Here is a 26,391-nt window from a genome sequence, read left to right on the forward strand (position 1 = left end):
TTTCGGTATTTCTAAAAAATATCTGACAGGAATATTAAACTAATTGAATAATAGCGAATACATCAATAAATCATGGTATATTTTGCAAAACTAGATTCATCAACGGGTTTAAATAATAACTGCGAAAACATGTACAAACTATTCTTCCATACTTTAAAATCGTGAACTCCAGGCTCTAAATAATAAATGTGCGGGACATTATTTTTAAATAAATAATCGTGAGTGCGTCTACTGTTTTCAATCAGCCAGTCATTATCTCCGCAAGAAATCCAAAGCAGTTTCAGTTTCTTTTTAGTTTCCTCAGGATTAGGCACTAGCTCTTCTGTCTTCTTAGTATTTGGAGCCGACGAAAATCCGCCTATCCATGCAAACTTGTCTAAATTTCCTAAACCGAAATTTAGAGACTGTCCCCCTCCCATAGATAATCCTGCAATGGCACGATGTTCTCTGTCTTTGAAAACATTGTATTTTTTTTCAACAAAAGGAATTAAATCATTTAATAGATCTTTTTCAAAATCTGCAAATGCCTGCACTTTGTCTGGTGCCATTATATTTCCAGAAGCATTGTCATCTTTCATCGCTCTTCCGTTTGGCATTACCACAATCATGGGCTTTAGTTTTCCTTCTGCATAAAGATTGTCTAAAATAATCTGCGGATTTCCACCGTTCAACCATTCTTTTTCGTCTCCTCCAATTCCGTGTAAAAGATATAAAACTGGATATTTTTTATTTTTAACAAATCCTGGTGGCGTGTAAATAGTGGCTTTTCTAACTGTTCCAACTGTCTTTGAATTATAACTTACAGCTTCTACTTTTCCAGCTGGAACTGCTGGATTCAACTGATCAAAACCTATGGGCGCATGAACGACAAAAGGCTCTTTAGAATTATCTGATTTATAACCCAATAATGAAAGCATTTTTTCTGCATAACGCTTTCCTAATTCTCTATATCCTACCGCATTAAAATGGAGCAAATCTGTAGCAACTGCACAACCTTTTGATGAAATTACATAAGACGTTGGAATGGTCTGAGGCAGTGTCGCAATAATTTTATTCATGCTCGCACATTTCCCATTTTGGTCTTCATGAACGGTCTCTCCAGAAAGTAAAGGCACTTTCTTAGGGTCTAAATTCAAATCTTTCATCAAATTGTCGTATACAATTTTGACCTTTTTGGGCCAAAGTGTATCCCCAGTATTTGATTCTCCTTGGTGTAATAATATTCCTTTTATAACGCCTTTTTTCTGTGCAATTTTTGCCATTTCAACAAGTCTCGCATAAGGACTTCCATTATATTCTTTGATCATTCCGAGCATCCAGTCCGGCGCTGTTTTCATGTAGTTTTCGAAATTGTCTTTATCAAAAAGCTCAATTTTACAACCTCCAACTGCAACATTTACCACTCCTACTTTTATGTTTTTAGGCAGATGGGCAATCATTGTTCTTCCAAAATAATCTGTTGGTGTCAATCCAGTTTTACATCTGCATAATGGCGGTATCGCTGTGTACCATTGCCCCATCTCACGATTTAAATCTGGACAATTTACTGCTTGCAGAACCTGAAAACGAGGATCTACATTTGTCTTGTCTTCAGCTTCTATTGGCGCAGCACCCTCCATATTAGATTGTCCAAAACTTAAATAGACATGAAAATTTGGATCCTGAGAATATCCATTATATCCTGCAAAAAAAAGAACTGTAACTGCGAAAAACTTAAGTATTGATTTCATGATATCTTGTTAAATCTGCTTTAATTAAATAAGTTTAAATCTACTGCTTCCCCGATTCTTTTTCAAAATCAATTACTGCATCAAAGTTGTTTTTTCGGATTCATGCATTTGAGCCCGATCCCGTAATCCTGCTGTTGTTTTTTGTATTTTATTTCGGAATTGCATTATTGAATGCAGTAGCATATAAACCTACTAAAGCTCCTGTAAATCCTCCCGCTACATTTGTTGAAAGGATATCTCCTGAGACGGCGCTTCCCAGATTTTGAAAATCGGCACCATTTAAAGCGTAACTAAACTGATAATTATCTCCTGTAGCTTTAACTTGAAGACGCATTGCACCCTTAATCTCAATTTTTGTACTGGCTACAATTTCAGATTGACCATTTTCTGTTCTTTGCAGCAGAACATAAGTATCTTTTCCTTTTTTAGTTATTCCAAAAACATAATTGAAATGTTCATTTTGAAGACATACTATTCCTGCCAAATCTTTTTCAGAGTTAGGTTTATACTCTAATGTGGTTTCAAAAGAAAAATTATTGTGCTGCTGTCTGTAGAATAATGTCGAAGTTGGTTTTAGTTCTTTGATATTTACCGGAAACGGATTAATCTGCAATCCTTTTTTAACAATAGAAATAAAATGCTCTCTCGGGCCTCTCAATCCTATCCATCTGTAATCTAGTTTTTCTGAGGTAAAATTCTCTGTAAATGTAAAATTACCATTAGGAAAAAAACCGTCTTTACCCGTTTTGTTTTCTACACCATTTGGCATTTTTAATTTTGATCCCATTGGAATTAAACCATTTTCAAAAACAGGAAAAGTCCCCGACCAATCTACGGGCAACATAAACGTTTCTCGTCCTGCATTTACTCTGTCTTTTTCATTTGGACGAATTCCTAAAAATACTCCATAATATTTATTATCAGGACCTAGCACTAAATCGGCATGTCCTGCCCAATCTACTTTATTGGGTCTGTTTTGAGGGAAATATCTTTGAGTAAGAATCGGATTATTGGATGATGGCTTAAAAGGGCCTTTTGGACTATCGCTAATAAAAATAACCTCACTATGATTTCCTCCTGTACCTCCTTCGGCACACATTAAATAATAACGATTGTCTTTTTTATATAAATGAGGAGCTTCTATCCATATGGGTTTCTTAGAAAGATCAACGCCACCATCTACTATAATTTTATCTGTACCAGGAATAACCTGATCTTTCTCTAAATCGTATTCCCAGACTTTAATCACACGATGACCCTCATACAATTCTTTCCCTTTATCTGGAGCATCATTGTGCACCACATAACCTTTGCCATTATCATCAAAGAAAATAGAAGGATCAATTCCGTTAAAAGCCAATTTAATTGGACTTCCCCATCCTTTTTTCGGATCTTTAGTTTTTACAATAATATTTCCCATATTTCCCGTAAATGCCGTTACAATCATGTAGAAAGTGTCATTATGAGAATTATAAGTAATTCCCGGCGCATAAACCCCAGCACTGATACGCGTATCATGCGGATTAAACTCTGAAACATTATTCAATACTCCACCTAAATCAGTCCAGTTTACCAAATCTTTAGAATGAAAAATTGGCACTCCTGGAAACATGGCAAATGAAGAGCATACCATATAGTAATCGTCTCCTTTTCTTGTAATGGCTGGATCTGGATAACATCCTTGAAGAATTGGAGAATAGAATTCATCGGGCTTTAAGGGATTTTTTTTATAGATTTCATCATCTCCTTGATAGGTAACACTAGAAAAGACCGGAGATCGCTTGTCTGCTGTTTTCTTTGATTTTTTCTCTTGGGCTGTCAGGGAGAAAAAACATAAAAATCCCATAACAAATAAAAAAGATATTTTTTTTGTGATCATTGGTTAATTATTAAAATTGGTTTTGTTAGCTCAGTTATTTTAACACTTAAAGATCTGAAATGAAACAGCAATTTATAAGTGTATTTATTACAAATATAAAAAAATATCAATCAAACGCAATCGGTTGTGTTATTTATTTTTATGAACTACAAAAAAAATCACCTTAAAAAACATATTTATTATATAATTAAGCATAAAAAAGTAAAAATATCGCAAGTTCAATTTCAACAGTTTGCCATTCCTCACAACATAATGAGCCGATATATCGTTTTCAAAATAGCAGTCTCTTTAATGAACAAATTTTATCTTTAAAAAATAATGAACGATCAACGATAGTGCAAACTTTAATTTGCTACTTTAGTTTTATCAATACTATTCCTAAAAGAATAAACCTTTACCAATTACCTCAAAGAGAACAAATGAATCTGGATTTTTATCAGCCGAAAAATGACATTTTAAAAAAATATATTGAAGGATATTATTTTATTTCAAAAGATAAAAATTCGGGCTCTATACAATATCTCACTTTCCCTAATAATTTCTGCATTCTAACCACCAATGAAGATCTAGATGTTGAAATACAAGATAACGAAGTCATCATAAAGTCATCGTCAGATAAAAATATCATGACCTGTGTAGTTTCTCGTTATACTAAGCCTATTAAAATTCATTACAAAGAGCTTATAAACGAGGTCACGATTTACTTTAAGCCATTAGGAATAAGTCAGTTTTTATCCGATTCCAAAAGTATTTTTTCAGAAGGCACTATTCTGGATTTTACTTTCATGCCTGACTTTAATGCTAAAATGATTGAAATTTTCGATTTAGCTAAAGACAAACAAAGTCAGGAACTTGAAGACTACTTGCTTTCTAAATTACAGGTCAAAGATTTTTCTTTACTTGAAAAAATACTTGCCGATATTGAAAGCGATGAAAAGATTGAAGAAATCGCTCTTAAACATCAAATGAGCAGGCAATATTTGAATAAGCTTTTTACAAAACATATTGGCAAATCGCCTTCAGAGTACCGAAAAATTCATCGTTTTAGAAACTCAATTCTTAAACAGAAGCAAAGCAAGAATTTTTCTGAGTTGTCTCAATATGATTTTTATGATCAATCTCATTTTATTCGAAACTTTAAAGAGCTCACAAACAGGAATCCACAAATATTTTTCAAAAATATAGATACAGAAAAAGAAAATATTTGGCTGTTTGTCTAAACAGTTTCCATTTGTACAATTCTGCGATTTTGGGATACTATACTTTTACCCCATACCAAATAATGTAAAATAAAAAAATCCCAAAAAATATGAACTGGCAAAAAATCCATCTTTTTTTACACACCTTTTGCAGATACTTTCTAGCTACCATTATAATCTTATATGCTTATGGTAAAATATTAAAAACCCAATTTGTATCACAGCCAAGCGTGTACGATATGCCTATTGGTTCTCTAGATGGTTTTCGACTTACTTGGTATTATTATGGCTACTGCAATTGGTACCCGATTGTTATTGCCGTTACTCAAATTATAAGCTCGTTTCTGCTCTTTTTTAGGAAAACGACAAGAATAGGGATTATTCTTTTCCTAACTTTTATGGTCAATATTCTTCTTACCGATTTTGCTTATGATATTAATGCAAAAGAGATTGCGATAACATTAACCCTAATGGCATTGTTTGTACTATTTTCTGATTATAAAGTTTTTCTAAAATACTTTTTAGAAGAACCTCCATTGTTTCAGAACAGTGATAGACCCAAATGGATGAATAAGATTAGCGTAATAAAATTCGTTTATATTCCTGCTGTATTCATTGGTTTCTTTATCATGTTTAGTATTATGAAAACGAAATACATGTCTCAAGATGATTTTTACGGAACTTGGGAAAATCTTCAAACTAAAGAAAGGTTGCATTTTGAAATCATGAATCATTTTCAAATTAATAAAACAGATCGACTAGATAGCATTATAAATGGCGAATACTCGTTTACAAAAGATTCTTTAACTTTAAAAACTAACGAGAACTCGCAGCATAAAACAAAAAACTATCTGAAAGGGAAATACATCTTGCACAAAACAGATCTAATTATTACAACCAAAACCGACCATCTAAAATTTGTAAGGATTAGATAAATAACTTCATAGTCAATAGCCCTTTTACAATCTCTTAATTAAGCAATTAGCAAATGTAATTATATAACAGCGAGCGAATAGTTTTACTCTAATTTTATATTTCAATTAGACGGAAAAGCTATTTCGTTGCTAAATTACTTGCTATGCTTTTTTTAAATCAAAAAAATAGAATATTCAGTACGAGAACATCTGAGAAAAAATATATCTTAAAAAATAGTTCTAGCAGAACAAACGAAAAGCGCATTATTATCTTGTCTAAAAAAGCAATTTGAGTAACTCACCGCAGTAAAAATGCGCTTTTACGCACTTAATATTTAGGATATGAAAAATGCAGAAAAATATACCAATGCTCTAAAAGGAAAAACGGTTGTTATAACGGGTGCAAGCAGTGGTGTCGGTCGTGCAGCTGCAGAAGCTTTTGCTCATGAAGGATGTAATTTAGTTCTCGCTGCCAGAGGCTGGAAAGGTATTAATGAAGTTGTAGAATTTTGCCGAGCATTAAATGTTTCTGTTGTGGGTGTTTCGGCAGATACGTCTATAGCTGAAGATGTAGAGAAAGTTGCCACAGAAGCCCTTTCTATGAGCGGTAAAATCGATATCTGGGTCAATAATGCCGGAGTGATGGCAAGCGGAAAATTTGAAGAAATTCCGTTAGAAATTCATCAGCAGGTTATAAAAACCAATTTATTTGGATACATGCATGGAGCTTACAATGCAATCAAAATTTTTAAAGATCAAAATCACGGTATTTTAATTAATAATGTATCAATTGGCGGCTTTATGCCTGCGCCTTACAGCGCCGTGTATTCTGCATCTAAATTCGGTATTAAAGGCATGATGGAATGTTTGCAGGGAGAAATCTCTAACCACAGATATATTCATGTTTGCAATTTGTATCCTCAGTTACAAAATTCTACAGGAAATCTTCATTCTGCCAAGTATTCGGGCTTTGATATAAAAATTCCTTTTATTGCTTCTGATCCACGCGAAACTGCAGCTAAAATGGTTTATTTGGCAAAACATCCTAAAAAAGATTTGTTTCCCGATTTTAAAGCGGCGGCAATTACTAATACTTATAAATTATTTCCAAAATTAATTAGCAATACATCATCGACAGCGCTTCGTCTAAAAATGAAACTTAACCCAAATAAGGAGAACAATCCTGGAAATGTGCTTACCAATTCTAAAGAACCCTTAAGAGTCTACGGGAATCCACCTTCAAAAACAGATTCTAATTTTACCAAAACCGCAATTATGGGATTAGGTATCGCAGCTGCGTTGTTTTTAGTTCTTAAAAAATCTTCTTAAAGGATTACATTAAAAAAAAATTGGTTTCATAATTATTTTTATATAATTTTGTATCGATCATTACAAAATAAATAAAATGAGAGGCAGACCCACAATCTATGAAGATTCTAATATCATAAAAAAGGCACAGGAAGTTTTTTGGCAAAAAGGCTACAGTGCAACCTCTTTAAGTGATTTACAAAAAGCAACTGGAGCTGGAGCTGGAAGTTTCTACAATACTTTTAAAGGCGGTAAAAAAGAAGTCTTTAAAAAAGCTATTGAAGAACGCAGACTAGCTTTTGATGCTTTTAAAAATGAATTGGCTAAAAGTGATTCGCCTTTAGAATTAATTAAAGATTTTTTTAGAAGTATTGCAGAAACTGACGCAAATGAACATTTGAAGGGATGTATTATCGCTAATACAGTTGTCGAAATGACTTATATAGATGAAGACCTTGAAGCAAATGCTGTACAAATTTTAAAAGAAGTCGAACAGATGTTTACAGCAACCATAAAAACGGAACAAGTAAAAGGAAATATACAATCTAAAATTGCTCCTGAAATTCTAGGAAAATACCTCATCACGTTTTGGTGCGGACTTAATACGCTCCGCAGAATGTATCCTGACAAGAAAATATTAAAAGATCAGATCGAAATGCAATTAGCTGTTATCAGCTAATTTTTTTGACTATTTATGTATCAATCATTACAAAAATAAATAATAAAAAATGGATTTAAAATTAGAAGGGAAAAAAGCTTTCATCAGCGGATCAACTCAAGGAATTGGTTTTGCAATTGCGCAACAATTATTAAATGAAAAAGCAGAAGTAATTATTAACGGAAGAGGTGAAGAAAAAACAAATCTGGCAGTTCAAAAATTGAAAACCGAATTTCCAAACTGTAAAGTGTCTGGAATTGCAGCCGATTTTAGCAAAAAAGAGGAAATAGACGTGCTACTTGGCCAATTAAATAATATCGATATTCTAATTAATAATGTTGGTCAATTTGATCTAAAAAACTTCGAAGAAATTGAAGATGAAGATTGGTATAAAATATTTGAAATTAATGTGATGAGTTCTGTTCGTCTTTCTAAGAAACTTTTACCACAGATGCTGGAGAAAAAATCAGGAAGAATTATTTTTATAAGCACTGAATCTGGTGTAAATATTCCAGGCAATATGATTCATTACGGAATGACTAAAGCAGCCATGACTGCTGTGAGCAATGGCTTATCTAAACTAACCATTGGAACAGAAGTAACCGTAAATACCATTCTAGGCGGACCAACTTATTCTGACGGAGTTGCAACTGTTATAGAACACATAGCATCCCTGCAGAACATCGAAGTGGAACAAATGAAGAATAGCATTGTACAGCAAACCAATCCGCATTCTTTATTGCAGCGTTTTATAAATCCGTCTGAAATTGCATCGCTTGCCACTTATCTTGCAAGCCCGCTTTCTTTGGCAACAAATGGAGCTTCTCTAAGAGCAGATGGTGGTGTTTTAAAAACCATTTAATAGAAATTTAAAAAGCCAGAACTTATTGTCTGGCTTTTTAAAACTTTCAAAATCAATTAAAAGTTATTCTTTTTGGTCAACAAAAACATACAGTTTCTGAACTTTACCATTTTCGATAACAAACAAGTCCATACCGCTTACTACAGATGGTTTTGTTTTTGAACCAAACTGCCAATACAAACGAACTATATTATGATTGGTTTCTACAGATTTGGCTGTAAATTTAAAATCGGGATTTTTAGTTTGAAGTTCTACAATAAATTTACTGATATCCTCAATTCCTTCAGCAATAAAATGACGATCAACCATTTCTACATTAGCCGCATACACTTGATTAAGTAGCGCTTTACGTTTCAACTCCTCTTTTTCATTCCAGATTTTAAGATGGTTTTCTACTATTGCCATGTTCTTTTTAGAATCGATATCATCTGCAGAAACTTTTTTTACTGCTTCATTTTTTGGAGACCATAATAGCGTTTTCGGATTCGTTTTTTCATATCCTTTTCCATTAGGATACGAAACCAATTCCATTTTAGATCCCCAAGGCGTTTCAAAATAAACCCAAGTTTCTCCTGCTGTATCTCCAGAAGGCATTGCAAAAGGTTCTCCTATTATTTTTACGCCTTTACTTTTTAAATATTGTACAGATGCATTAATATCTTTTACATAAAATGCAATATGAGAGGCTCCAATATCATCTGTATTGGGGTGTGTTTTGCTTCCTTTATTTTCAGCATACTCAAACACTTCTATACTTGCTCCGTTTCCTGCATTGATCATTTTTATGGTAACGGCTCCAGTATTAGGATTAATGTGATTTAGTTTTTTCCAGTCAGCATCAAGCGGAATTGGTCCTAATTGAGTTACGGGCGTAAAACCCAAGACATCATTAAAAAATGTAACGGCTTTATTAAGATCAGGAACATTGATTCCGACGTGATCGATTCCGACGATTCCTGCACTAGTTTGTGCAGCTGTTTTTTCTGAAGCTGAAAAGAGTATTAATAAATTAAGCATTGCAGCGGCTGAAGTTTGCACTTTTTTATTTGATTTTTTATGAGTTGTTTTCATGATTATTTGAATCTTAAGTAAATTATTAAAATGTATTAAAGAGGAAATTAATTTGTATAAGCTGCTACCCATTTTGCTTTAATATTGGCGCGAGCTTCTATAAATTCTTTATCGGTTCCTTGAGCAATGTCGTCTAGCGGGAAACGAAGTGGTCTCTCCCCTTTTTTCATATTTACTAATTCTAAAATACCATCAGCAATGGTTTGCGGATTCATATCAAACTGAGCCATTTTTCCAAATAATGCAGTTCCTAAAGCATTGAATTTTTCGGTTGCTGCATCTCCATATTCTTCTATAATTTGTGTTTTATCAGCATGAATACCCGCTTTAGATCCGTTATTCATTTCTGTTGGATAAACCCCAGGCTGAATACTTACGTTTTCAATTCCGTAATCGGCAAGTTCGTCTTGCAATCCTTCTGTAAAACTTTCAACCACCAGTTTTGATGCGATGTACGGAACCATAAATGGAAGTGTGTGTGCGCTGGCTCCAGTTGTAATGTTAATTACGAGTCCGTTTCTTTCTTTTCTCATAGAAGGAAGCACTGCCTGATACATGCGAAGTACGCTGTAAACGTTTACGTCAAACATTTTACGAACCTGATCGATAGAATATCCTTCCAGCAAACCAAAACCGCTTACCGCCGCGTTATTGATTAAAACATCAATTTTTCCGTATTTAATCAATACTTTTTCGATTGCTTTAGTAACTGATGCATCATCTGTTACATCGATATCTACTACTTCAATGTTTTCTATTGCCTGCAATTCTTTCGCAGCAGCGGCATTTTTATCATTTGTATTTCGCATTCCTGCAATTACAGAATGACCTGCGTTTGCTAATGTTACAGCTGTTAATTTTCCAAAGCCTGTACTTGTTCCTGTAATGAAAATTGTTTTTGACATGATTTCTACTATTTAAATGTTTATAATGTTTGTTTCTTTTGAACATTACAAAGTTGCGATGAATGCAAAACCTGTACATTGATTAGAAATAAGTAAAAACTTGATATAGATCAAGAGTTGGAAGAGGCCATAAAAAAAGGAGCTTTAAAAGCTCCTTGTACATTTATTTCTTTGCCGTTTGTTTTCGAATACGACTTAACGTTTCTGGTGTCATACCCAAATAGGAAGCGATCATGGTTTGAGGAATTCTCGAAGCAAAACCTGGATATTTGCTTATAAAGTTCAAATACTTTTCTTCGGCCGTTAAAGTAAGTGAGGCCTGAATTCTATTTTGAGCGGCAATAAAACTTCTTTGCAGAATAGCATTTACCATATTATTAAAAGCTGGAATTTCTCTGCATAGCAATTCAAAATTCTCATGCGTAAAAAGAATAAGCTCGGTATCTTCAATAGCATCAATATTAAAACGAGACGGTTGCTGCATCATTAAACTCTCGCGATCTCCTGTCCACCAATTTTCGATGCTGAAACTATTTACATGCTCACTGCCTTTTTCATCAACGGTATAAGTTCGAACACAGCCTTTTGTAATAAAAGCATCGTATTTCCACACATCTCCTTCTTGAAGCAGATATTGTCTTTTACGCAATTTTTTAATTATAGCAAATGATTGTATACGTTCCGATTCTGTGGGAGTCAGTTCTGTTTTTTCTTCTAGATACTTTTGGAATATTTCATACATAGCATGTAAAATTATGCAAAACCCATTTGAAGAACAAATAACTTAATCCAAAACAAGTTAGATTGATTCGATAAGTTGTGATTTTTTGAATTCAAAAACTTACTTATTCAAGACAAAATTACATATACCCTCCTCCATCTGTTTTACTTAATTTTGAAAAAGTAAAGCTTGAAAAGATGGTAAAAACAGCCAATGCAATAAAAGTATATTGAAATGCTTTTGAAGCGTCTAAATCGAAAATTCCGTCCTGAAATAAAGAAAGCGCAAGACTCGCCACAGAAACTCCAAAACTTACTGAAAGCTGCTGCATAATAACCAACATCGTATTTCCACCACTCGCCGTATCTTGATCTAAATCTGAAAGCGTAATCGTATTCATGGCAGACATTTGTATAGAGGTGAAAATTCCGTAGAATATCATCAGTAAAATATAGTATCCAATTGGTGTTTCTTTCGTTACAAATCCAAGAATAATTAAAACAATTCCCAACAAAATGGTGTTGCTTATCAATACTGTTCTGTAGCCAAAAAACTTTATAATATTTACCATAAAAGGCTTAACAGCAACATTTGACAAGGCAGAAGGCAACAGCAATAATCCTGATACTGATGCCGAGTAACCAAAACTGGTTTGCAACATAAGCGGTAAAAGCAATGGCAATCCGCCAATTCCGAGTCTAGTAATTAAACTTCCCATCAATCCTATTTTTAAGGTTCTAATATTTAGAAGATGCAGGTCGATTATGGGTTTCTCCGTTTTTTTATAATGAATATAATAAAAGAGAGAAAGCAGTCCGAAGAGAAACAATAAACTTAGAATTACAATCATGTGTGGTCTTCCGTTTCCAATAAGTTCTAAAACCAAAGTAATAGAAATTAGTGCCAAACTGAAATAAACCAATCCTCTAAAATCGAATCTTCCTACTGCGTGCTTAAAATTAGGCATAATTCGATATGCCATCGAAATTCCGATGAGACCAATTGGAATGTTTATTAGAAAAATCCAATGCCAGCTGAAATTATCCGAGAGAAAACCTCCTAAACTTGGACCCGCAACCATTCCTAACAATCCAAATAAGGTTATAAAATTCATTGTTTTAAGCAGTTCGTTTTTGGGGTATTGGTATAAAATAGCCAATCGGGCAATTGGCACCATCATGGAAGCACCAACCGCTTGTAAAACACGTGCCATATTAAGCGTATTCAAATCAACTGAAAGGGCACAAAACAAAGATCCCATGATAAACAGAAATACAGCAATCATAAACATGGTTCTGGTGCCAAACTTATCTGCCAGCCATCCGGAAAGCGGAATAAACATGGCTAATGTGAGTGTGTAGGTTACAATAACCGAATCCATTTCGGTTGCCGAATATCCCATATTTTTGGCTATTGAAGGCAGCGAAGTATTAAGAATTGTACCATCTAATGATTGCATAAACATTGCAATTGCCGTAACCCAAGGAAGCAGATATACTGCATTTTGTTCTTTCTTTTCTTCTTTATTATTCAGCATCTTTTAGTTTTAGACAAAAGCTTGATTTGTAAGTTTTATGTAAATTAATAAAAAAAAGCGCTCCAAAGTGTTAAATCTGATTGTCTAAAATAAAAACCCGTTTGAGAATTCTCAAACGGGTTTTGACTTTAAGATTCTATTTTTCCTTTAATATAAATAATTGGTTCTGTATCAAAAACAAACTCATCTATTGGTTTTCGTTCTTCCCAAAGCTCTTCTATTTCATCTTCATCAGCTTCATATACAGGATCATAAGCCTGTTTAGGGAAATCATTAAAATGATTCATCGCTTCCTCCAATGGACGCAAAGTATATTTTCTGCTAGAAGCATTTTCTACAAAAAACTTAAAACCTTTGTATATACAAAAAGTATTTGCCCAATAAGCGCTTTCAATATCAGTAAAAGAGACTTCTTTATACATACTAACTTTTTGCTCAAGTTTTGGTTTTAGCTTCAACTTTAGCATTAATTTGAGTTTCAATTTGAGTTTATCATCAATTCTAAAACCTGTCCTCAATAATTCTTCGCTGTAGTCCGCTTGCAAAACATAAAAATGATCTCTTTTCCAAAACCTAAACTCGATTCCCATATGTTTTGCAAATGAATCTCTTCTTATTCTCATAGCCGTTTTTTTTATTTTGCTCCTAATTCTAAAAAGGAATTGAACTACAAGTATTGTTTAAGATTTTCATCATCAAAATCTAAGCGTAAAAACTCATTCATAAGTGCTGATGGAAAAGCATAATTTGTTTTTAATTCCCATTCGTCTTCTATAATCTCTAATTTTTCGAAGAATCTTTCCATAAGAAATTCTCTGTTTCCTTTTATGGTTATAAGAATCCATGTAGAATTATTAAATCCTTTATTTTTAGGTATGATGAATCTTTTGATTTCATCATTATTTTGTCTGTTTTGGTAAACCTCAAACATTTTTTCTGCAAATTTTAGTATCGAGTTCTTAGTCATGAAAATTAATAAAAAAGACAGCAAAACACTACGAAATTAGGTCAAATTAAAATACAAACCCGTTTGAGAGTTCTCAAACGGGTTTTTAAAGTTACTTATAGTCCTTTATAGAATTTACCTAAAAGTATTGATGTTTTTATACTTATAAACAAACTCATTTGCCTGTTTATTTCCTGGCAGATTATACTTCATTACTATTTCATAATTTCCATATCGCATGAACTGGTAAGAACTACTAATAAATCGCTGGGCAAGTGCCACAACACCTGGTTCTCCATTAATGTAGTTGTTCACTATTTGATTGTTCAAATCGATCCAGTCTTCCTTATAGAAAAATGGCAAATTGTATCTAAACGGGAAGTTCGCTCTAGTCCAAGACTGATTAACGTCGTTTTCTAAATTTGTCATATAAGAAGCATTTAACGGAATTGCCTTTGCAGGAACAACTCCAAATTCGCTAGTATCTCTATTTTTTATTGAGAAAATACCACTTAAAGGATAATCTTTATACAAATAAGGATAAATATCTGTTGTGTAATATTGATCATTTAATTTAGATTCTGCTGTTACTACAGGTTTATTGTCACTGTAAGTTACTCCTCTAAGCTCTACTAGATCAAAAGCCTCTTGACTTGAAATACCGTTGGTTAAATAAATAACATCTGAAAACAAAATTCCAAAATCATAGCTTTGCGTATTAATTGCATTCATTTTAGAAGTAAAAGTCTTGTATTTACTCGTGTTGAATGAATAGTTTAAACGATCAATACTTCCCTCAGCTTTAGATATGGCATCGGCTTGATTTTCTTTTATTTGTATATCATTACCTTCATCACTAATCGTATTTGTCTTTGTATTTGATGTCGTGTTTCTTGTTGTATTCTGCTTTAAATTACTAATGATTGAGAAATTATATTTCTTATCCTGATCAATATTGGGCAAGTTATAATATACTTCATTTGAAGTAGTATCATAGTTAAATGCCACGGTTTTTGAGTTAGAAGTTCCCTCTTGCGCCATCTTAATACTGGTCTCCCAATTAGAATCTTCAAATAAATAATCCTGACCACGCTTCAGTTGGATATATCCTTTTGAATATTCTTCTTCAAGGAAATATTTTTGATCTACAACTGGATACGAGTACTTAATATTTGTAAGCGGAATATGGTTTGGCGCACCTCCTGTTGTAAATATTCTTTCTTCAAATTCTGTGGCTACTTTTCCGTCTACTTTTATAGGTTGGAATACGCCATTTACCATTTTTTGGAAACTAACCTCAACTTGAACTTTCAATTCTTTATGAGGAGGAAGAATATCTGTTGAAACAAAATTAACTCTGTCTTTCATACTACTCCATTCAAAAACTCCTGGAATTTCTTTGGTTCCATCAAATACTTTGAATTTTTCTAATATAACTTTATAAGTCACATCGCCCGCGTCTTCAGGAATTACAAAAGCTTCATTTACTTTCATTGAAAATGCGGCTTGTGGCACAGCAAAAACATCTACATCTGTAGAGCTTTGTTTTGGAGTTACATCGGTGATTAATTTAATGCCTCCTAGTGGCGATGCATTTTCAAATTGGCATTCTTCGCCTATTTCAAATTTAAATCTGAATTTTCCTTTTATCAGTCCTCCTAAAATATTCATATTTCCTGCCACATATCCGCGCATCCAAACTGGATTTGGTAATTTCGCTTGTAATAAAACTGCGGCTCCTCCAGAAATAATTGGAACCTTTAATTTTAAGAAAGATAATTTAATTCTGATTCCAAGTTCTCCTTGCAGATAAGCATAAGATTGTCCATTAGCATACCAACCATTTATTCCTACACGGCTTCCTGTGTTGGAACATCTAGCTTCCTGATAATCTTTAAGCATAATATCGAATCCCATTCCTGCCTGAAAACGGGCGTAAAAAAGTAAGAAACTTAAATCTCCTGTATCGAAATCTAGACTGGCTCCAAAGGCTAAACCACCTCCATTTGCCAATTCATTTTCGTTACGCATATAATCCAGTTCTTTTAATTCGACACCCAAAATTTGAGCAACTTGCGGAGGTGGCGCCGGACTGCCCGGAAGTACCGTTCCTGCCATAAAATAACTTGTCGTTTGCAAATACATACCTGCAACTCCAATTTTAATTCCGCATCGGTCTTTTGGTGTTCCCATGTACATGTACCAATCTTTTGGATCTTTGTGGAAAACTCCCCAAACGGCTCTTCCCCCTTCTCCAGTTCCCGAAAGGAAATTCCCTGGTGTATTAATATATACATCGGTAGTGGCGTGCATCGATTTGTTTTCAAAATCAAATTCAACAGCTGCTGCCATTTTTATTCCTACTGCTGCCGACAAATCTCCTGGAATTGCTTCTTTAGCTTCTGGAATATATTTGCTGGCAAAAGAACCTTTAAGGTCATTTTCTGTAATTCCTAAAAAGCTTTTCTTAGCGGTAACATTTGAAGCTACTTTACCCATTAAATCGGTAACATTTTTAAGTCCTGGAATTTTAGCCATAACATTGGCTTTACCAAAAATAGCTAATCTGTTTATTCCTCCTTTTGAGTTAAATGCAATTTCAAAACCAGCTTCACCATCGCAAACAGATTCTGTACCAATAGAAAAATAAATTAAAGCTTTAAGTCCTAAACTAATCTTTTCATCTGGAGTATAGCTCAATCCTGATAGCGAAAAATCTGCAATGGACAGATCCTGATTTCTTCGCATTTTATAATAGGCTCCGCCGCCAAAACCATTAATCATAAATGGCGAAGGCACAGGTGGCCATTTTACAGCAGAATCAAAGTACCAATACCTAAAAGTAGATCGCCCAAAAATAGCTTTTGCCTGAACATTTACAACGCCAACAACATCAACCATCAAGTCAGCATTAAATCCGTTACCATATATAGGGTCATTTTCCATTAGGATAAGACCACCTTTAATAGTTAATCCACTAAACTTGCAATCTATGTTTATAGCCGAAAGATCCAGACCGTCATATCGGCTTTTTTGCCTATACCCATCATCGTACATCTTACCTTTTATTCCAATTCTAGCTGTAGCTCCTGCTCCAATGCTTTCCATTAAATTAATTCCTAAATCAAAATCAATTCGGGAATCATCTCCATTAATGGCTACATTAATGTTTCCGATCGAAACAGGAAAATTAGCAAAACCAACTGTTCCTTTGTACCCCATATTTCTAACCGAAATAATAGGCGAAACCGTCTGTAATTGCAAGTTCTCAAAAGTAATTCCTTTAAAGTCTACCATTTTCTTGCCTTCGACATCTTTATCGTCTGTTGCCCCTTTATTGGTTCCAAAGGAAACCGAACCGTTTAGATTGGCTTTAGGCAAAAATCGTCCGTTGACTAATTTTAACTCGACAGAACTATTGGGCAGCAATAATGCTTTTGCCTTCCAGATGTCAAAAGCTATGGAATCTTTTGTTATCACAACCAATTGTTGCTCTTCCATAGAAATAAATCCGTTGTATTCTAAACCAGCCCTATTGGTCTGTTTTGGTTTAGCAGCATCGGTTCCTGTTGCGCTAGCTGTTCCTGCATTGGTAGCTGGAGTTGTAGCCGTTTCTTTTTTCTCTGGTACAGCTTTACTAATGGGTAAAAGAATCTGTCCTTTTAAATTTGCTTTTACAAAAGTATTTGCCGCAATAGTCACATCAATATGGTCTAACGAATAAGCCCATGATTTTTCCTGACTGGTTATTCCTCGATCTAAAGGAAAAACATTATCGGCATAGAAAGTTCCCGAAACTCCAAATTTATCTATAATAAGATTTTGTGCGCCTACATGGAGCCTTTCTTTACTTGATGCCGTATCGGTTGTTTGAAATTCCTTGGGCAGACCTACATCAAAAGTCTGAACAAAAACTCCTTTCCACGATTCCTGACTTGGAACCAAAAGCGAATTTTTCGCATAATATTCTGGAAAAACAACTACAGGATCATTTTTCAAATCACTTAAATCCAATACTGCATTGCTTACCAAAAACTGGAAATTACCATCAAAATCTTTTCCGTTTCGTTTGTCTTTTAATACAAAAGGCTGCAGACTTACATTTAATAAAATATCATTCCAGCTGCCCGCTGTAAAACTAAACTCTCCTCTAACTCTATTAGGTATTGCAACCGTTTTTCCGTTATAATACGTTTTTGGAACTGTAGTTTTTGCTTCATCAACCGTTTTGGTCAACGGATCGATTGGCAGAATTAGATCTCTCGAAAACTCAACAGCGCCAGAAATCTTCATTTCTTTAAAACCATCACAATCAATCTTTACATACGTTAGATCGTTTACCTTTCCAGTCGCCATTTCGAAACCTCCGTATAAAGAAACCTGCCATTTATCTTCGTTAAACGGAATATCAACATTGCCTAGCAATACCAATTTGGCTTCACCCATAATACCTCCTTGATGCGATAATTTAACATTATCTGCTCCAAAGAAAAGCTGCATGGGCTGTCCGGTTTTTTTATCTTTCTGAGGAATATCAACTCTACAGAAAACTGTCAGCGTAGTATATTCTGGCGTAAAAGTAGCCTTTGTAATTCCGATAGAATATTGAATATTATTTACCGTATTACGAATACCAATAGGCAGTTCTACCAAATCTTGATTTGAGAATTTATCTACCCAACGGTCAGCGGCTTCAATCTTTTGTATCGAACTTGAAGCTACACTTAATTCTTTTGGTGGCTGAATTTCCTGCCCATAAGAAAAAACAACCGAAAGCAAGATCAGCAGTGTCGCAAAATGTATTTTGTAATTTTTTTTCATAAGCAAATCATTCTGTTTTTTTGAAAAATAAAGCATACCGACTTCTTTTATATTTTTTTACTCTTTCGAACAGCAAAAGAGTTTATTTGACTATTAATTATTCTTTAAAAACTTAAAATCGACTTCTCCATCTTTAACATTTTTAACTGCTAAATCATGATAGAATGGAATTAGTTTGATTTTTATTTCTTCGATTATTGCCGCATCTGTTTTCTTCTCTTTCATCATTTTAAAGAAATCTCCTAGCTCTTCTTTATTAAAAGCAGAAAGGTTTTCATTTTGACGAAGCTGATCTACAGGTGTATTTGAAAGTATTCCAATCTCATTAAGCATCCAGCGATGAACCATTAAAGGCTGTAATTTTTTATTTTTTCTGTCTACCAGTTTTAGATACGAATTATAACTCACTTTATCTGTGACGTCTTTTTCATCGACACCGTGCATCTTATGTTTGTTTACTCTACCTAGAGCCATCACATAATCATTCTCATATCCTTCGTCTTTACGAACCATTTCTTCTCTTAAACTTTTTACCGTTTCATGAATGTAATTGTCGTATTTATTTAAGATGTCATTATTTAAATCGTATGCTTTTAAATAATTCAAGGCTTTTTCTTTGAAGCTATCGTCATCTGGTGTCAAAGTTGTAAGCGTAAGAAGATGTTGCAATTCTTCTGAATCTTCTTTTGGCATCGGACGAAGCGCTGACTGCATATCCTGAAGCTGCTGTATAATTTCGTCTCTCGTTCCTTGGTACGTTTTGTCTTTATGGTTTATTTTTAGAATAGGATTTAAAACCTCTTCTTTTTCTTTTTTAGGCTCTTTTTTGGCAGGAAGCTTTATTTTATCCAACGAACAGGTGTAATTTAAAGTAGCCGTTAAGTCATTAAATTTGTCTGTATTCGTACTGCTTCTAAACATCGAAATAACATTTAAACCAAAATTATGCCTTTGATACATTACGTAACTATTGTTGAACTTGATTCCAAATACAGAACTTGAATTCATATTTCCTTGCGAATTATTATAAAGAAATCCAAGGTTTGTATTTAGCTTGTCTTTGAATAGTTTCTTTGAAGCTCCAACTGAAGCTCCCATAGATGAATTATTGTTTCGGCTTACTTCATTTTTGGTATAGTTAAGCGAACTGTTTAAAGCAACTTTTGTTGCAAGAAAACTAACCGTATGCGCCAAATTATAATTTTGAACCGTGCTCGCCTGACCTTTTCTAATCACGCCTCCTTGCTCGTTGGCCTGACCTGCAATACTATAATTAAAGTTTAAATTTTGATTTCTTTTTTTCCCAAAAGCATAAGACATGTTTACATTAGCATTTTGAGACAATTGTCTGTAATCTAAAGTGTCTGCCTGCACTACATTTGGATTATTTATAAGTTCAAACTGATCTAATTTTTTATTGGTATAAGTAGAAAAATTAGAATAACTACCCGTAATGTTAATTTGATCTGTAACTCTATAATTCATGTTGATAGATCCTACAACACGTTTTGTATCTTGTTTTTTAACTTTTTCTAAATCATCTTTTTGAAATCCTAAACTGGTCGAAACTGTAATTTTATCTTGATAAAAAGGTCTCGCAAAACGCAACGCGATGTTTTCTAAATCATTATTAAAATATAATGCACCAAGGGTATTATAGTTAGGATCAATACGCTCGTAAGTTAATCCGACAGTGCTTTTCTGAATATTATAATCGAAATTAACATTGAAAGCGTTCATATAACTCGTACTTTCTTTACCAGAAAATATTTTATCTCGAAAACCTCCGCCCGAAAGACTTTCACTTCTAGTATCATCTGTTAATACAGATAAGGCATACTCGACATTTAAATTTAAATTTCTCACTACCGAAGTGCTAAAAATCAAACTGTTTACAAAGTTTTCTTTTGGCGTAACTCCGTTATCATTTACCATGTTTAATGAACTGGCATCGTCTTTGGCATAAAAGCCTATCCAACCTAACTTGTACTGCGCTTTCTCAAAACCTACTTTTGCTCCATAACCAAAACGCTGATAAATCGGAATTCCCCCTGAAGCATTTTCTGCCGATACGGCTTTAAGGAGCTGTCCTCCCATTAACGACACTTTAAACGGACTGTTTGGCGTCAGTTCTAATCCGACTCCTTTAAATGGATAACCACTTAATGTATAAGGCGAAAATGTCATACTCACATTTCCAATATAAGCTTTTACCCATTTATATTTAGGCATAATACTTAATCTGTTAAAATCAAATGGAGCAGTATATCCTAAATTATCTCCTTGATTGGTAAAACTATAAAACAACGGAACGCTAAAATTAAAAGCACTAATATTCAAACTCCCTGAAAACAGATAAGTGAAAGGTTCACGTGAATTTTCCATATTTGAATTGTAGTACATCATATTGGCATTAATATTACCTGTCACCTTAAAATTAGGTTTATAAAAATTCTGCAAATCTATATCCTGTGCATATCCTTTCCTGCAAAAACAACAGGCCAAAACAATACATAACCCAAACAAGATTTTATTATTCTTTATCTTCATTTACCGGTTATTGTTTTTGGACTTTGATGTCGCATAAAATATAAGAACTTGCACCATTCTTTACCATTTCTTTTATTTTAATGGCGCCTTTTCTGCCGTCTTGTGTTTTAAATAAAATGATTCTCGGATAAGTAAATCCAAATTCCTGTGCTCCTCCAGCGCTATAATTTATGTTTAATGCTTTTATAGGCGTGTCATTTACCATATTGTCAAATTGTACTTCGGTAAAATTTAAACCGCAATTGCACAAACTTTGAGAATTTACAAAAATGGTGCTTTGCGCATTTTTTAATGCTAAAAACCCATAGTTATTGGCCTGATCTGGAGAGACGAATCTGTTGTATGTAAAATTGCTGTTTAGACCTTGGAATACAATATCTATCAGGTTGCTATTCTCATCGTTAATTTCGTTTGCCTTGTAAACTTCACGTGTAATTGTCGAGAACATGGCACCAATATTATTGCCGTTATGTGCCGTGTTAATTCCTAATTTTACATTAGTAAATGTTCGCAGGTTTGTATCGGGCAGAACTGTAATAGTCGATTTGAAAATCTGACTTGTTTTATCATTAAAAGCTTCTAAAGTAACTTCATGAGCGCCTGCACTTGTAAAAACCACAGTCGGATTCTCTTCTGTAGAAACAGCTGGATTTCCACCTTCAAATGTCCATTTGTAATGGGTTGTGCTGACAGATTTATTTGTGAAATTAATTGTTACAGGAGCTTCATAATCATCATCTTCAAACTTTGGCTCATAGGTAAACAAACTCACCAAATACGGAGCAACAGTAATGGTTTTAGTCTGTTTTTCAGATTCAAAACCGTTTGACACCGTCAAAGTTATTAGGTGTTCTCCAGGAGTTGTAAATACAACATTTGGTGGTGTTTTTCCTGAAAAAGAAGCTGGCGAACCATCTTGAAATTCCCAATTAAAAGTCAAGCCTTCTCCAATAGTAGCATTCTTTAAAATTACCTCAACAGGAGAGTAATTGCTTTTTACAATTTCATGCGTAAAGGCAATATTAATGCCTTCTTTTATTACAACAGTTTGAGTAAATTCTCTACTCTCACCATCTACATTTTTTGCTATTACTTTAATGGTATAGGTTCCCTGTTTGCTGTATAAAATCTCGCCTGGATTTTTAGAATTTGAAACAGAAGGGTTTCCGCCCTCAAATGTCCATTCATATGTATCTGCACCCGTTATTTTATTATCAATTTTAATAATAACGGGTATAGATTCATCTTGATCAACATACGAAGTCGTGAACTCACCTTCTATGACTATAGCAGTTTCCTGATAACAAGAAGTAATAACGAAAAGTAAGAATAAGAGTAAAGTTTTTTTCATTCAGTGCATTTTAAAACACTGCAGCTATTAAAAAACTGCAGTGCTTTTTATTCTCTATTTTGAATTCTATTGATTAAAAATTACAGATAACGTTTGATAATTTTATCTATAGAAATAGCCCAAACAATATTGTTTTTATAGCCAATTGCTTTGATCGCTTGCGTATTTGTGTAATCAAGTGTCCATGTTTTAGCTCCATCTACTGTTTTGTAAATTTTGTTTTCTAAAACTGCCCAACCCGTATTAGCATCTTTAAATACCAATTTTGTGAATTTCTCTCCACTATAAATTTTAGTCCAAGTATCACCGCCATCTGTAGTTTTGTAAATGGTAGAGTTATTAATTAAAAAATAACCATTTGCCTTATCTGCAAAAGATACTTCTGCTGCTAAAGTATTTGGCTCACTTGCAAAATAATGTTCCTTCCAACCCTCAGTTTCATTATTTTTAAATAAAATAAAAGGATAATATATATTTTCCACTTTTTTCATACCAATAGCCCAAATATGATCATTGTCAATTTCATCAGATTTGATTATAGATCCTGAATCGAAACCTTTATCAAGAAAATGAGCATCATAGACTTGTGAAAACTCAACTCCATCAGCTGTGCTGTAAACATCTCCGTATGTAGTAATTATAGTTCCCTTTTTCATATCATCATCAACATAAACAGAGTAATAAATACCCTTTGTTGTTGCGCTAATAAATTCCATTGTTGGAGAACCTCCAACTGGTACCTTTTGAATTCCAAATGCTGTATCTGCCCAGCCTTCGTCATTTTTAGTAGCCGAAAAAGCCCCAGAAAAACCAGTTCTTCCCCATTCTACAAAAGTAATACCTCCGTCAATCGTTCTGTAAACTCCACTTGCTCCATAATCAGCCATAGAATAGTACATTATTTTATCGCTAACGACTTGAACACTATAAACTTTATTCTCATTTTTCAGAACATTGTCTATTGTAAACCAATCAGTAGTAGATGATTTAGGTAAAACGCCTATATTTCCTTTATAATCATTCTTAACTTCATTCGTAATGGTTCTATTTTCAATTATTAAAGACAATTGTGGAACTAATTTTTCAGTTGACGGCAGTTTGAATACAATCTCAGTAGCTGTCGACGAAACAACTGTTGCAGAAACACCATCAAAAGCAATTTTAATATCGCTTATCTTATCGGAAAAATTTTCACCAAAGATTGTAATAGTTTCTCCAGCTTCTCCAAAGTTTTTAGAGTAGGATTTTACTTTTGCTGCTTTTATTACAACAACTGGCGGTTCTGGAGTTGAAGTGCTATCTGAATCCGAGCTACAGCTACCTAGTACCATAAAAAGTTGGAATACTGCGGCTAATAAGACTGTTTTTTTCATTTTAATTATTTTATACATTTTTTTTAAATTCTATTTAGACTGACTTCCTAAAGTATATCCATTTCCAACCAAAACTCTCACAATATTCATTGCTGTTATATCTTTGCTCATTTTGTAACCTATAGGGTTTCCTCTATTGTCGAAAGTCGCTTTGAACACTTTCCCATTGAATGTAATCACTTCCTGATTTAGTAGTTTTTCATATCCTGAGAACATACCGCCTCTGGCAAACCAAGTTCCTACTAAATTATTATCTAGGTCCATTACTTCATATTTTAAATCTCCATTTTGAGAAGGTGATGTCACTCTGATAAACCCGATTCTTTTATCGTCTATATCTTTATTTTGTGCCTTAATGCTAAAGATTGTACCATAATCATCAATCGCTAACTGATAAGTATCTGCAATTTTACCAGCATTATCTATTTCGCCTTGAACGCCCAAACGCTTTGCAGCTATACCTGCTGATTCACCATTGATAAAACTTTCAATTGCTTCTTTGTTTAAACCTTCTGCTCCTACCATACCTCTATCCAATAATTCATAGACTATACTGCGGTCGTAATTAAAGGCACTAAATTTTCTGCTTTTGTTCTTAAATTCTAATTCGTTCGATTTCCCCGTCGCTTCATCTTTAATTTCAATCCATGGCAATACCATAGAATCTTCGTTTGGAGCTTTCTTTAGTTCTGCCGTAATTGAGTAACTTTTATCTAAACTAAAAATGGTAAAAAGCGGTTTTTTTCCTTCTAAAAAACCTATTGTTTTTTCGTCTAGTTTTAGTTCTCCTTTATCAATTTTTAATTTTTGCGCAAAACCACCAATGCTAATTAGCATTACTATTAGGGTTAAAAGATTTTTTTTCATTTGTTAGTTTTTGTTTTTTTTTGTTATACAAAGTATTTATTTCTTACTTTTATTCCTATATACTAATATTCAGTTTCTAAAATTTCAATTAGCTCGTTTAATAAATTAAACTCACCATTCCATTCTGCATCTCATTTGCAATTCCTCTTCTACATAGGTATTTATTAACCATTGTTTATAGTGAGTATAATTGTCATTTCTACAAACTCGCATAATAATAAGTTTTTTAAAATAAAGAGGGCCAACTCCAAAATAGTCTCCCAAATTCATCTGATCTTTTTTACTTAATTTTGTATCAGCAATTATAACATCCCAAGTTTCAACTCCTCTTTGATTTTTCAATAGCTTCTAAGTTTTTACACACCACATTTAACTCATTGATATCTGTACGAGGCGAGTAATTTTTATTAATTATTGTCTTTTTCATATCGATTTAATAAATCGGAATGACTCATTGATGGTTCAAAAATTAAATTTGTTAGAATATACTCTTTCATTTTTACTATATCTACAAATGTTTCTAATTCATAATAATTAACTATATCCTCTATCAATTCTCGTTCATTGTAATAAAAAAACACATCACCATAAAACTTTAAATAATTAAGAAATTCTTTCTTTTCCTTCACATGTATCTCAAATTCATTAAAAATAAACTCAAATGGAGAAACTCCTATAATTCCATTAAGCAAAAATATATCGAAATAGAAGCTCGTATTTATTTCCTTCACTCCTTCTTCAAACTTTACTTTTCTTGGAAACATTTCTAATATTAATCTTTTCCAATTATCCCCATTAAAGTCTCTCCACAAAATAGTATATGCTAAACATAATTCTATATTATAACTCCTGTCATAATTCTTAAATGAAAAAACTAATAAATTCATTTTTTGATCAATAGATAGCATCTCTATTTTTTCTTTCATACTTGTATGAATCCTAAATCTATTTAAGGGTGATGATGCATAAAGTTGTTTTGCTAATTCAATTTCACTCATAATTATTCAGTAATAAATTTCGTTTGGGTTTTTAAATTTCCTGCATCATCTAAATATTTTATTTCTAATGAAGCCCCTTTAGTATCTATACCAAGTTGTCTAAAAATTTCAGGAAATTTGTTTGTCTCATCAACAGTCGGAAAATAATGTCCAGACGAATTTGAAATTTTTTTTAATTTACCATTGACAGTCTTTATTGTACCGGCTGCTTCAACACTACTCGCATTTCCTAAAAAATGATGCTTTTTCCCTATTTTTAACTCACCATTTGTTGTTATTACAAAATCAACATCATTAAATGTATTTCCTTTAGAGGCCATTTGTTTAATATATCCACTTTCAATTTCTGCTATGCCCCAAAGTTGTCCATCTAAAGGCATTTCTTCGGTTGGAAATTTATTGGCTATATGCTGAATTGATTTCCAATCTCTTGCTTTATACAATCCTTTCCATTTCGTATACCCTTCCGCTTTTTCAATAGCTTCTAAATTTTTAGATACTAAATTTAACTCATTCAAATCTGTACGAAGCGATGGAGCATGTTCTGCTAAAACTTGCCAAGCCTTAAAACCCGAATTTTCATTAACGAGCGCTTTAAATTCTTTACCATTTATTGCTAAATCTTCCATCAAAAACTTAAGGCATTGCGAATAAGAAAAGCACGAATGCAATACAAAAAAAAGAATTACTATTTTTTTCAT

At 33.3% G+C, this 26,391-nt stretch carries 21 protein-coding genes; 5 read left to right on the forward strand and 16 right to left on the reverse strand.

The annotated features are described in order from the left end of the window. Nucleotides 1-62: 62 nt before the first annotated feature. A complete protein-coding gene (locus AC3Y25_RS07875; RefSeq protein ID WP_489902363.1) occupies nt 63-1,730 on the reverse strand; it encodes a sialate O-acetylesterase in 1,668 nt (555 codons plus the stop codon). Nucleotides 1,731-1,878: 148 nt separating this feature from the next. Next, nucleotides 1,879-3,609 (reverse strand): glycoside hydrolase family 43 protein, encoded by a 1,731-nt coding sequence (locus AC3Y25_RS07880; RefSeq protein WP_489902364.1) that lies wholly within the window; start codon nt 3,607-3,609, stop codon nt 1,879-1,881. A 419-nt stretch (nt 3,610-4,028) separates the two neighbouring features. Between AC3Y25_RS07880 and AC3Y25_RS07885 the strand changes: the two genes are divergently transcribed. The 5 genes from AC3Y25_RS07885 to AC3Y25_RS07905 all read left to right on the forward strand — a co-directional run bounded on the left by AC3Y25_RS07885 (nt 4,029) and on the right by AC3Y25_RS07905 (nt 8,550). Next, nucleotides 4,029-4,829: a helix-turn-helix domain-containing protein gene (locus tag AC3Y25_RS07885; protein ID WP_489902365.1), complete on the forward strand. Its 801-nt coding sequence runs from the start codon at nt 4,029-4,031 to the stop codon at nt 4,827-4,829. Between the two features lie 89 nt (nt 4,830-4,918). Next, on the forward strand, nt 4,919-5,743 hold the full coding sequence (locus AC3Y25_RS07890) for a hypothetical protein (protein WP_489902366.1): 825 nt from the start codon (nt 4,919-4,921) through the stop codon (nt 5,741-5,743). Between the two features lie 321 nt (nt 5,744-6,064). Next, nucleotides 6,065-7,051 (forward strand): SDR family NAD(P)-dependent oxidoreductase, encoded by a 987-nt coding sequence (locus AC3Y25_RS07895; protein WP_489902367.1) that lies wholly within the window; start codon nt 6,065-6,067, stop codon nt 7,049-7,051. Nucleotides 7,052-7,127: 76 nt separating this feature from the next. Next, nucleotides 7,128-7,709 carry a TetR/AcrR family transcriptional regulator gene (locus tag AC3Y25_RS07900; protein ID WP_489902368.1) on the forward strand — a complete coding sequence of 194 codons (582 nt, stop codon included), beginning with the start codon at nt 7,128-7,130 and terminating at the stop codon, nt 7,707-7,709. A gap of 49 nt (nt 7,710-7,758) precedes the next feature. Beyond that, nucleotides 7,759-8,550 (forward strand): SDR family NAD(P)-dependent oxidoreductase, encoded by a 792-nt coding sequence (locus AC3Y25_RS07905; RefSeq protein WP_489902369.1) that lies wholly within the window; start codon nt 7,759-7,761, stop codon nt 8,548-8,550. A gap of 63 nt (nt 8,551-8,613) precedes the next feature. On the opposite strand, the gene AC3Y25_RS07910 is transcribed toward AC3Y25_RS07905, so the two are convergent. The 14 genes from AC3Y25_RS07910 to AC3Y25_RS07975 all read right to left on the reverse strand — a co-directional run bounded on the left by AC3Y25_RS07910 (nt 8,614) and on the right by AC3Y25_RS07975 (nt 26,391). Continuing rightward, the gene (locus AC3Y25_RS07910) at nt 8,614-9,621 is read right to left on the reverse strand and encodes a VOC family protein (RefSeq protein WP_489902370.1); all 1,008 of its coding nucleotides are present in this window, start codon (nt 9,619-9,621) and stop codon (nt 8,614-8,616) included. Between the two features lie 47 nt (nt 9,622-9,668). Continuing rightward, complete coding sequence (locus AC3Y25_RS07915; RefSeq protein WP_489902371.1) at nt 9,669-10,526, reverse strand: SDR family oxidoreductase; 858 nt, start codon at nt 10,524-10,526, stop codon at nt 9,669-9,671. Between the two features lie 163 nt (nt 10,527-10,689). Further along, the gene (locus tag AC3Y25_RS07920) at nt 10,690-11,268 is read right to left on the reverse strand and encodes a Crp/Fnr family transcriptional regulator (protein WP_489902372.1); all 579 of its coding nucleotides are present in this window, start codon (nt 11,266-11,268) and stop codon (nt 10,690-10,692) included. Between the two features lie 118 nt (nt 11,269-11,386). Further along, on the reverse strand, nt 11,387-12,784 hold the full coding sequence (locus AC3Y25_RS07925; RefSeq protein ID WP_489902373.1) for a DHA2 family efflux MFS transporter permease subunit: 1,398 nt from the start codon (nt 12,782-12,784) through the stop codon (nt 11,387-11,389). 128 nt (nt 12,785-12,912) lie between these two features. Beyond that, entirely contained in the window at nt 12,913-13,407 is a 495-nt protein-coding gene (locus AC3Y25_RS07930; RefSeq protein ID WP_489902374.1) for a guanylate kinase, read from the reverse strand. A 44-nt stretch (nt 13,408-13,451) separates the two neighbouring features. Then, nucleotides 13,452-13,715 carry a hypothetical protein gene (locus AC3Y25_RS07935; RefSeq protein WP_489902375.1) on the reverse strand — a complete coding sequence of 88 codons (264 nt, stop codon included), beginning with the start codon at nt 13,713-13,715 and terminating at the stop codon, nt 13,452-13,454. A 150-nt stretch (nt 13,716-13,865) separates the two neighbouring features. Further along, a complete protein-coding gene (locus tag AC3Y25_RS07940; protein ID WP_489902376.1) occupies nt 13,866-18,551 on the reverse strand; it encodes a hypothetical protein in 4,686 nt (1,561 codons plus the stop codon). Between the two features lie 93 nt (nt 18,552-18,644). Continuing rightward, nucleotides 18,645-20,936: a hypothetical protein gene (locus AC3Y25_RS07945; RefSeq protein WP_489902377.1), complete on the reverse strand. Its 2,292-nt coding sequence runs from the start codon at nt 20,934-20,936 to the stop codon at nt 18,645-18,647. Nucleotides 20,937-21,108: 172 nt separating this feature from the next. Continuing rightward, nucleotides 21,109-22,452, reverse strand: coding sequence for a PKD domain-containing protein (locus AC3Y25_RS07950; RefSeq protein WP_489902378.1), 1,344 nt, complete (start codon nt 22,450-22,452; stop codon nt 21,109-21,111). An 80-nt stretch (nt 22,453-22,532) separates the two neighbouring features. Then, the gene (locus AC3Y25_RS07955) at nt 22,533-23,825 is read right to left on the reverse strand and encodes an IPT/TIG domain-containing protein (protein ID WP_489902379.1); all 1,293 of its coding nucleotides are present in this window, start codon (nt 23,823-23,825) and stop codon (nt 22,533-22,535) included. A gap of 30 nt (nt 23,826-23,855) precedes the next feature. Continuing rightward, nucleotides 23,856-24,692 (reverse strand): hypothetical protein, encoded by an 837-nt coding sequence (locus AC3Y25_RS07960; RefSeq protein ID WP_489902380.1) that lies wholly within the window; start codon nt 24,690-24,692, stop codon nt 23,856-23,858. 111 nt (nt 24,693-24,803) lie between these two features. Next, nucleotides 24,804-25,034: a hypothetical protein gene (locus tag AC3Y25_RS07965; RefSeq protein WP_489902381.1), complete on the reverse strand. Its 231-nt coding sequence runs from the start codon at nt 25,032-25,034 to the stop codon at nt 24,804-24,806. A 65-nt stretch (nt 25,035-25,099) separates the two neighbouring features. After that, nucleotides 25,100-25,690, reverse strand: coding sequence for a hypothetical protein (locus AC3Y25_RS07970; protein ID WP_489902382.1), 591 nt, complete (start codon nt 25,688-25,690; stop codon nt 25,100-25,102). 2 nt (nt 25,691-25,692) lie between these two features. Next, a complete protein-coding gene (locus tag AC3Y25_RS07975; RefSeq protein WP_489902383.1) occupies nt 25,693-26,391 on the reverse strand; it encodes a hypothetical protein in 699 nt (232 codons plus the stop codon).

It is taken from the genome of Flavobacterium sp. LK-23 (genome assembly GCF_058135255.1).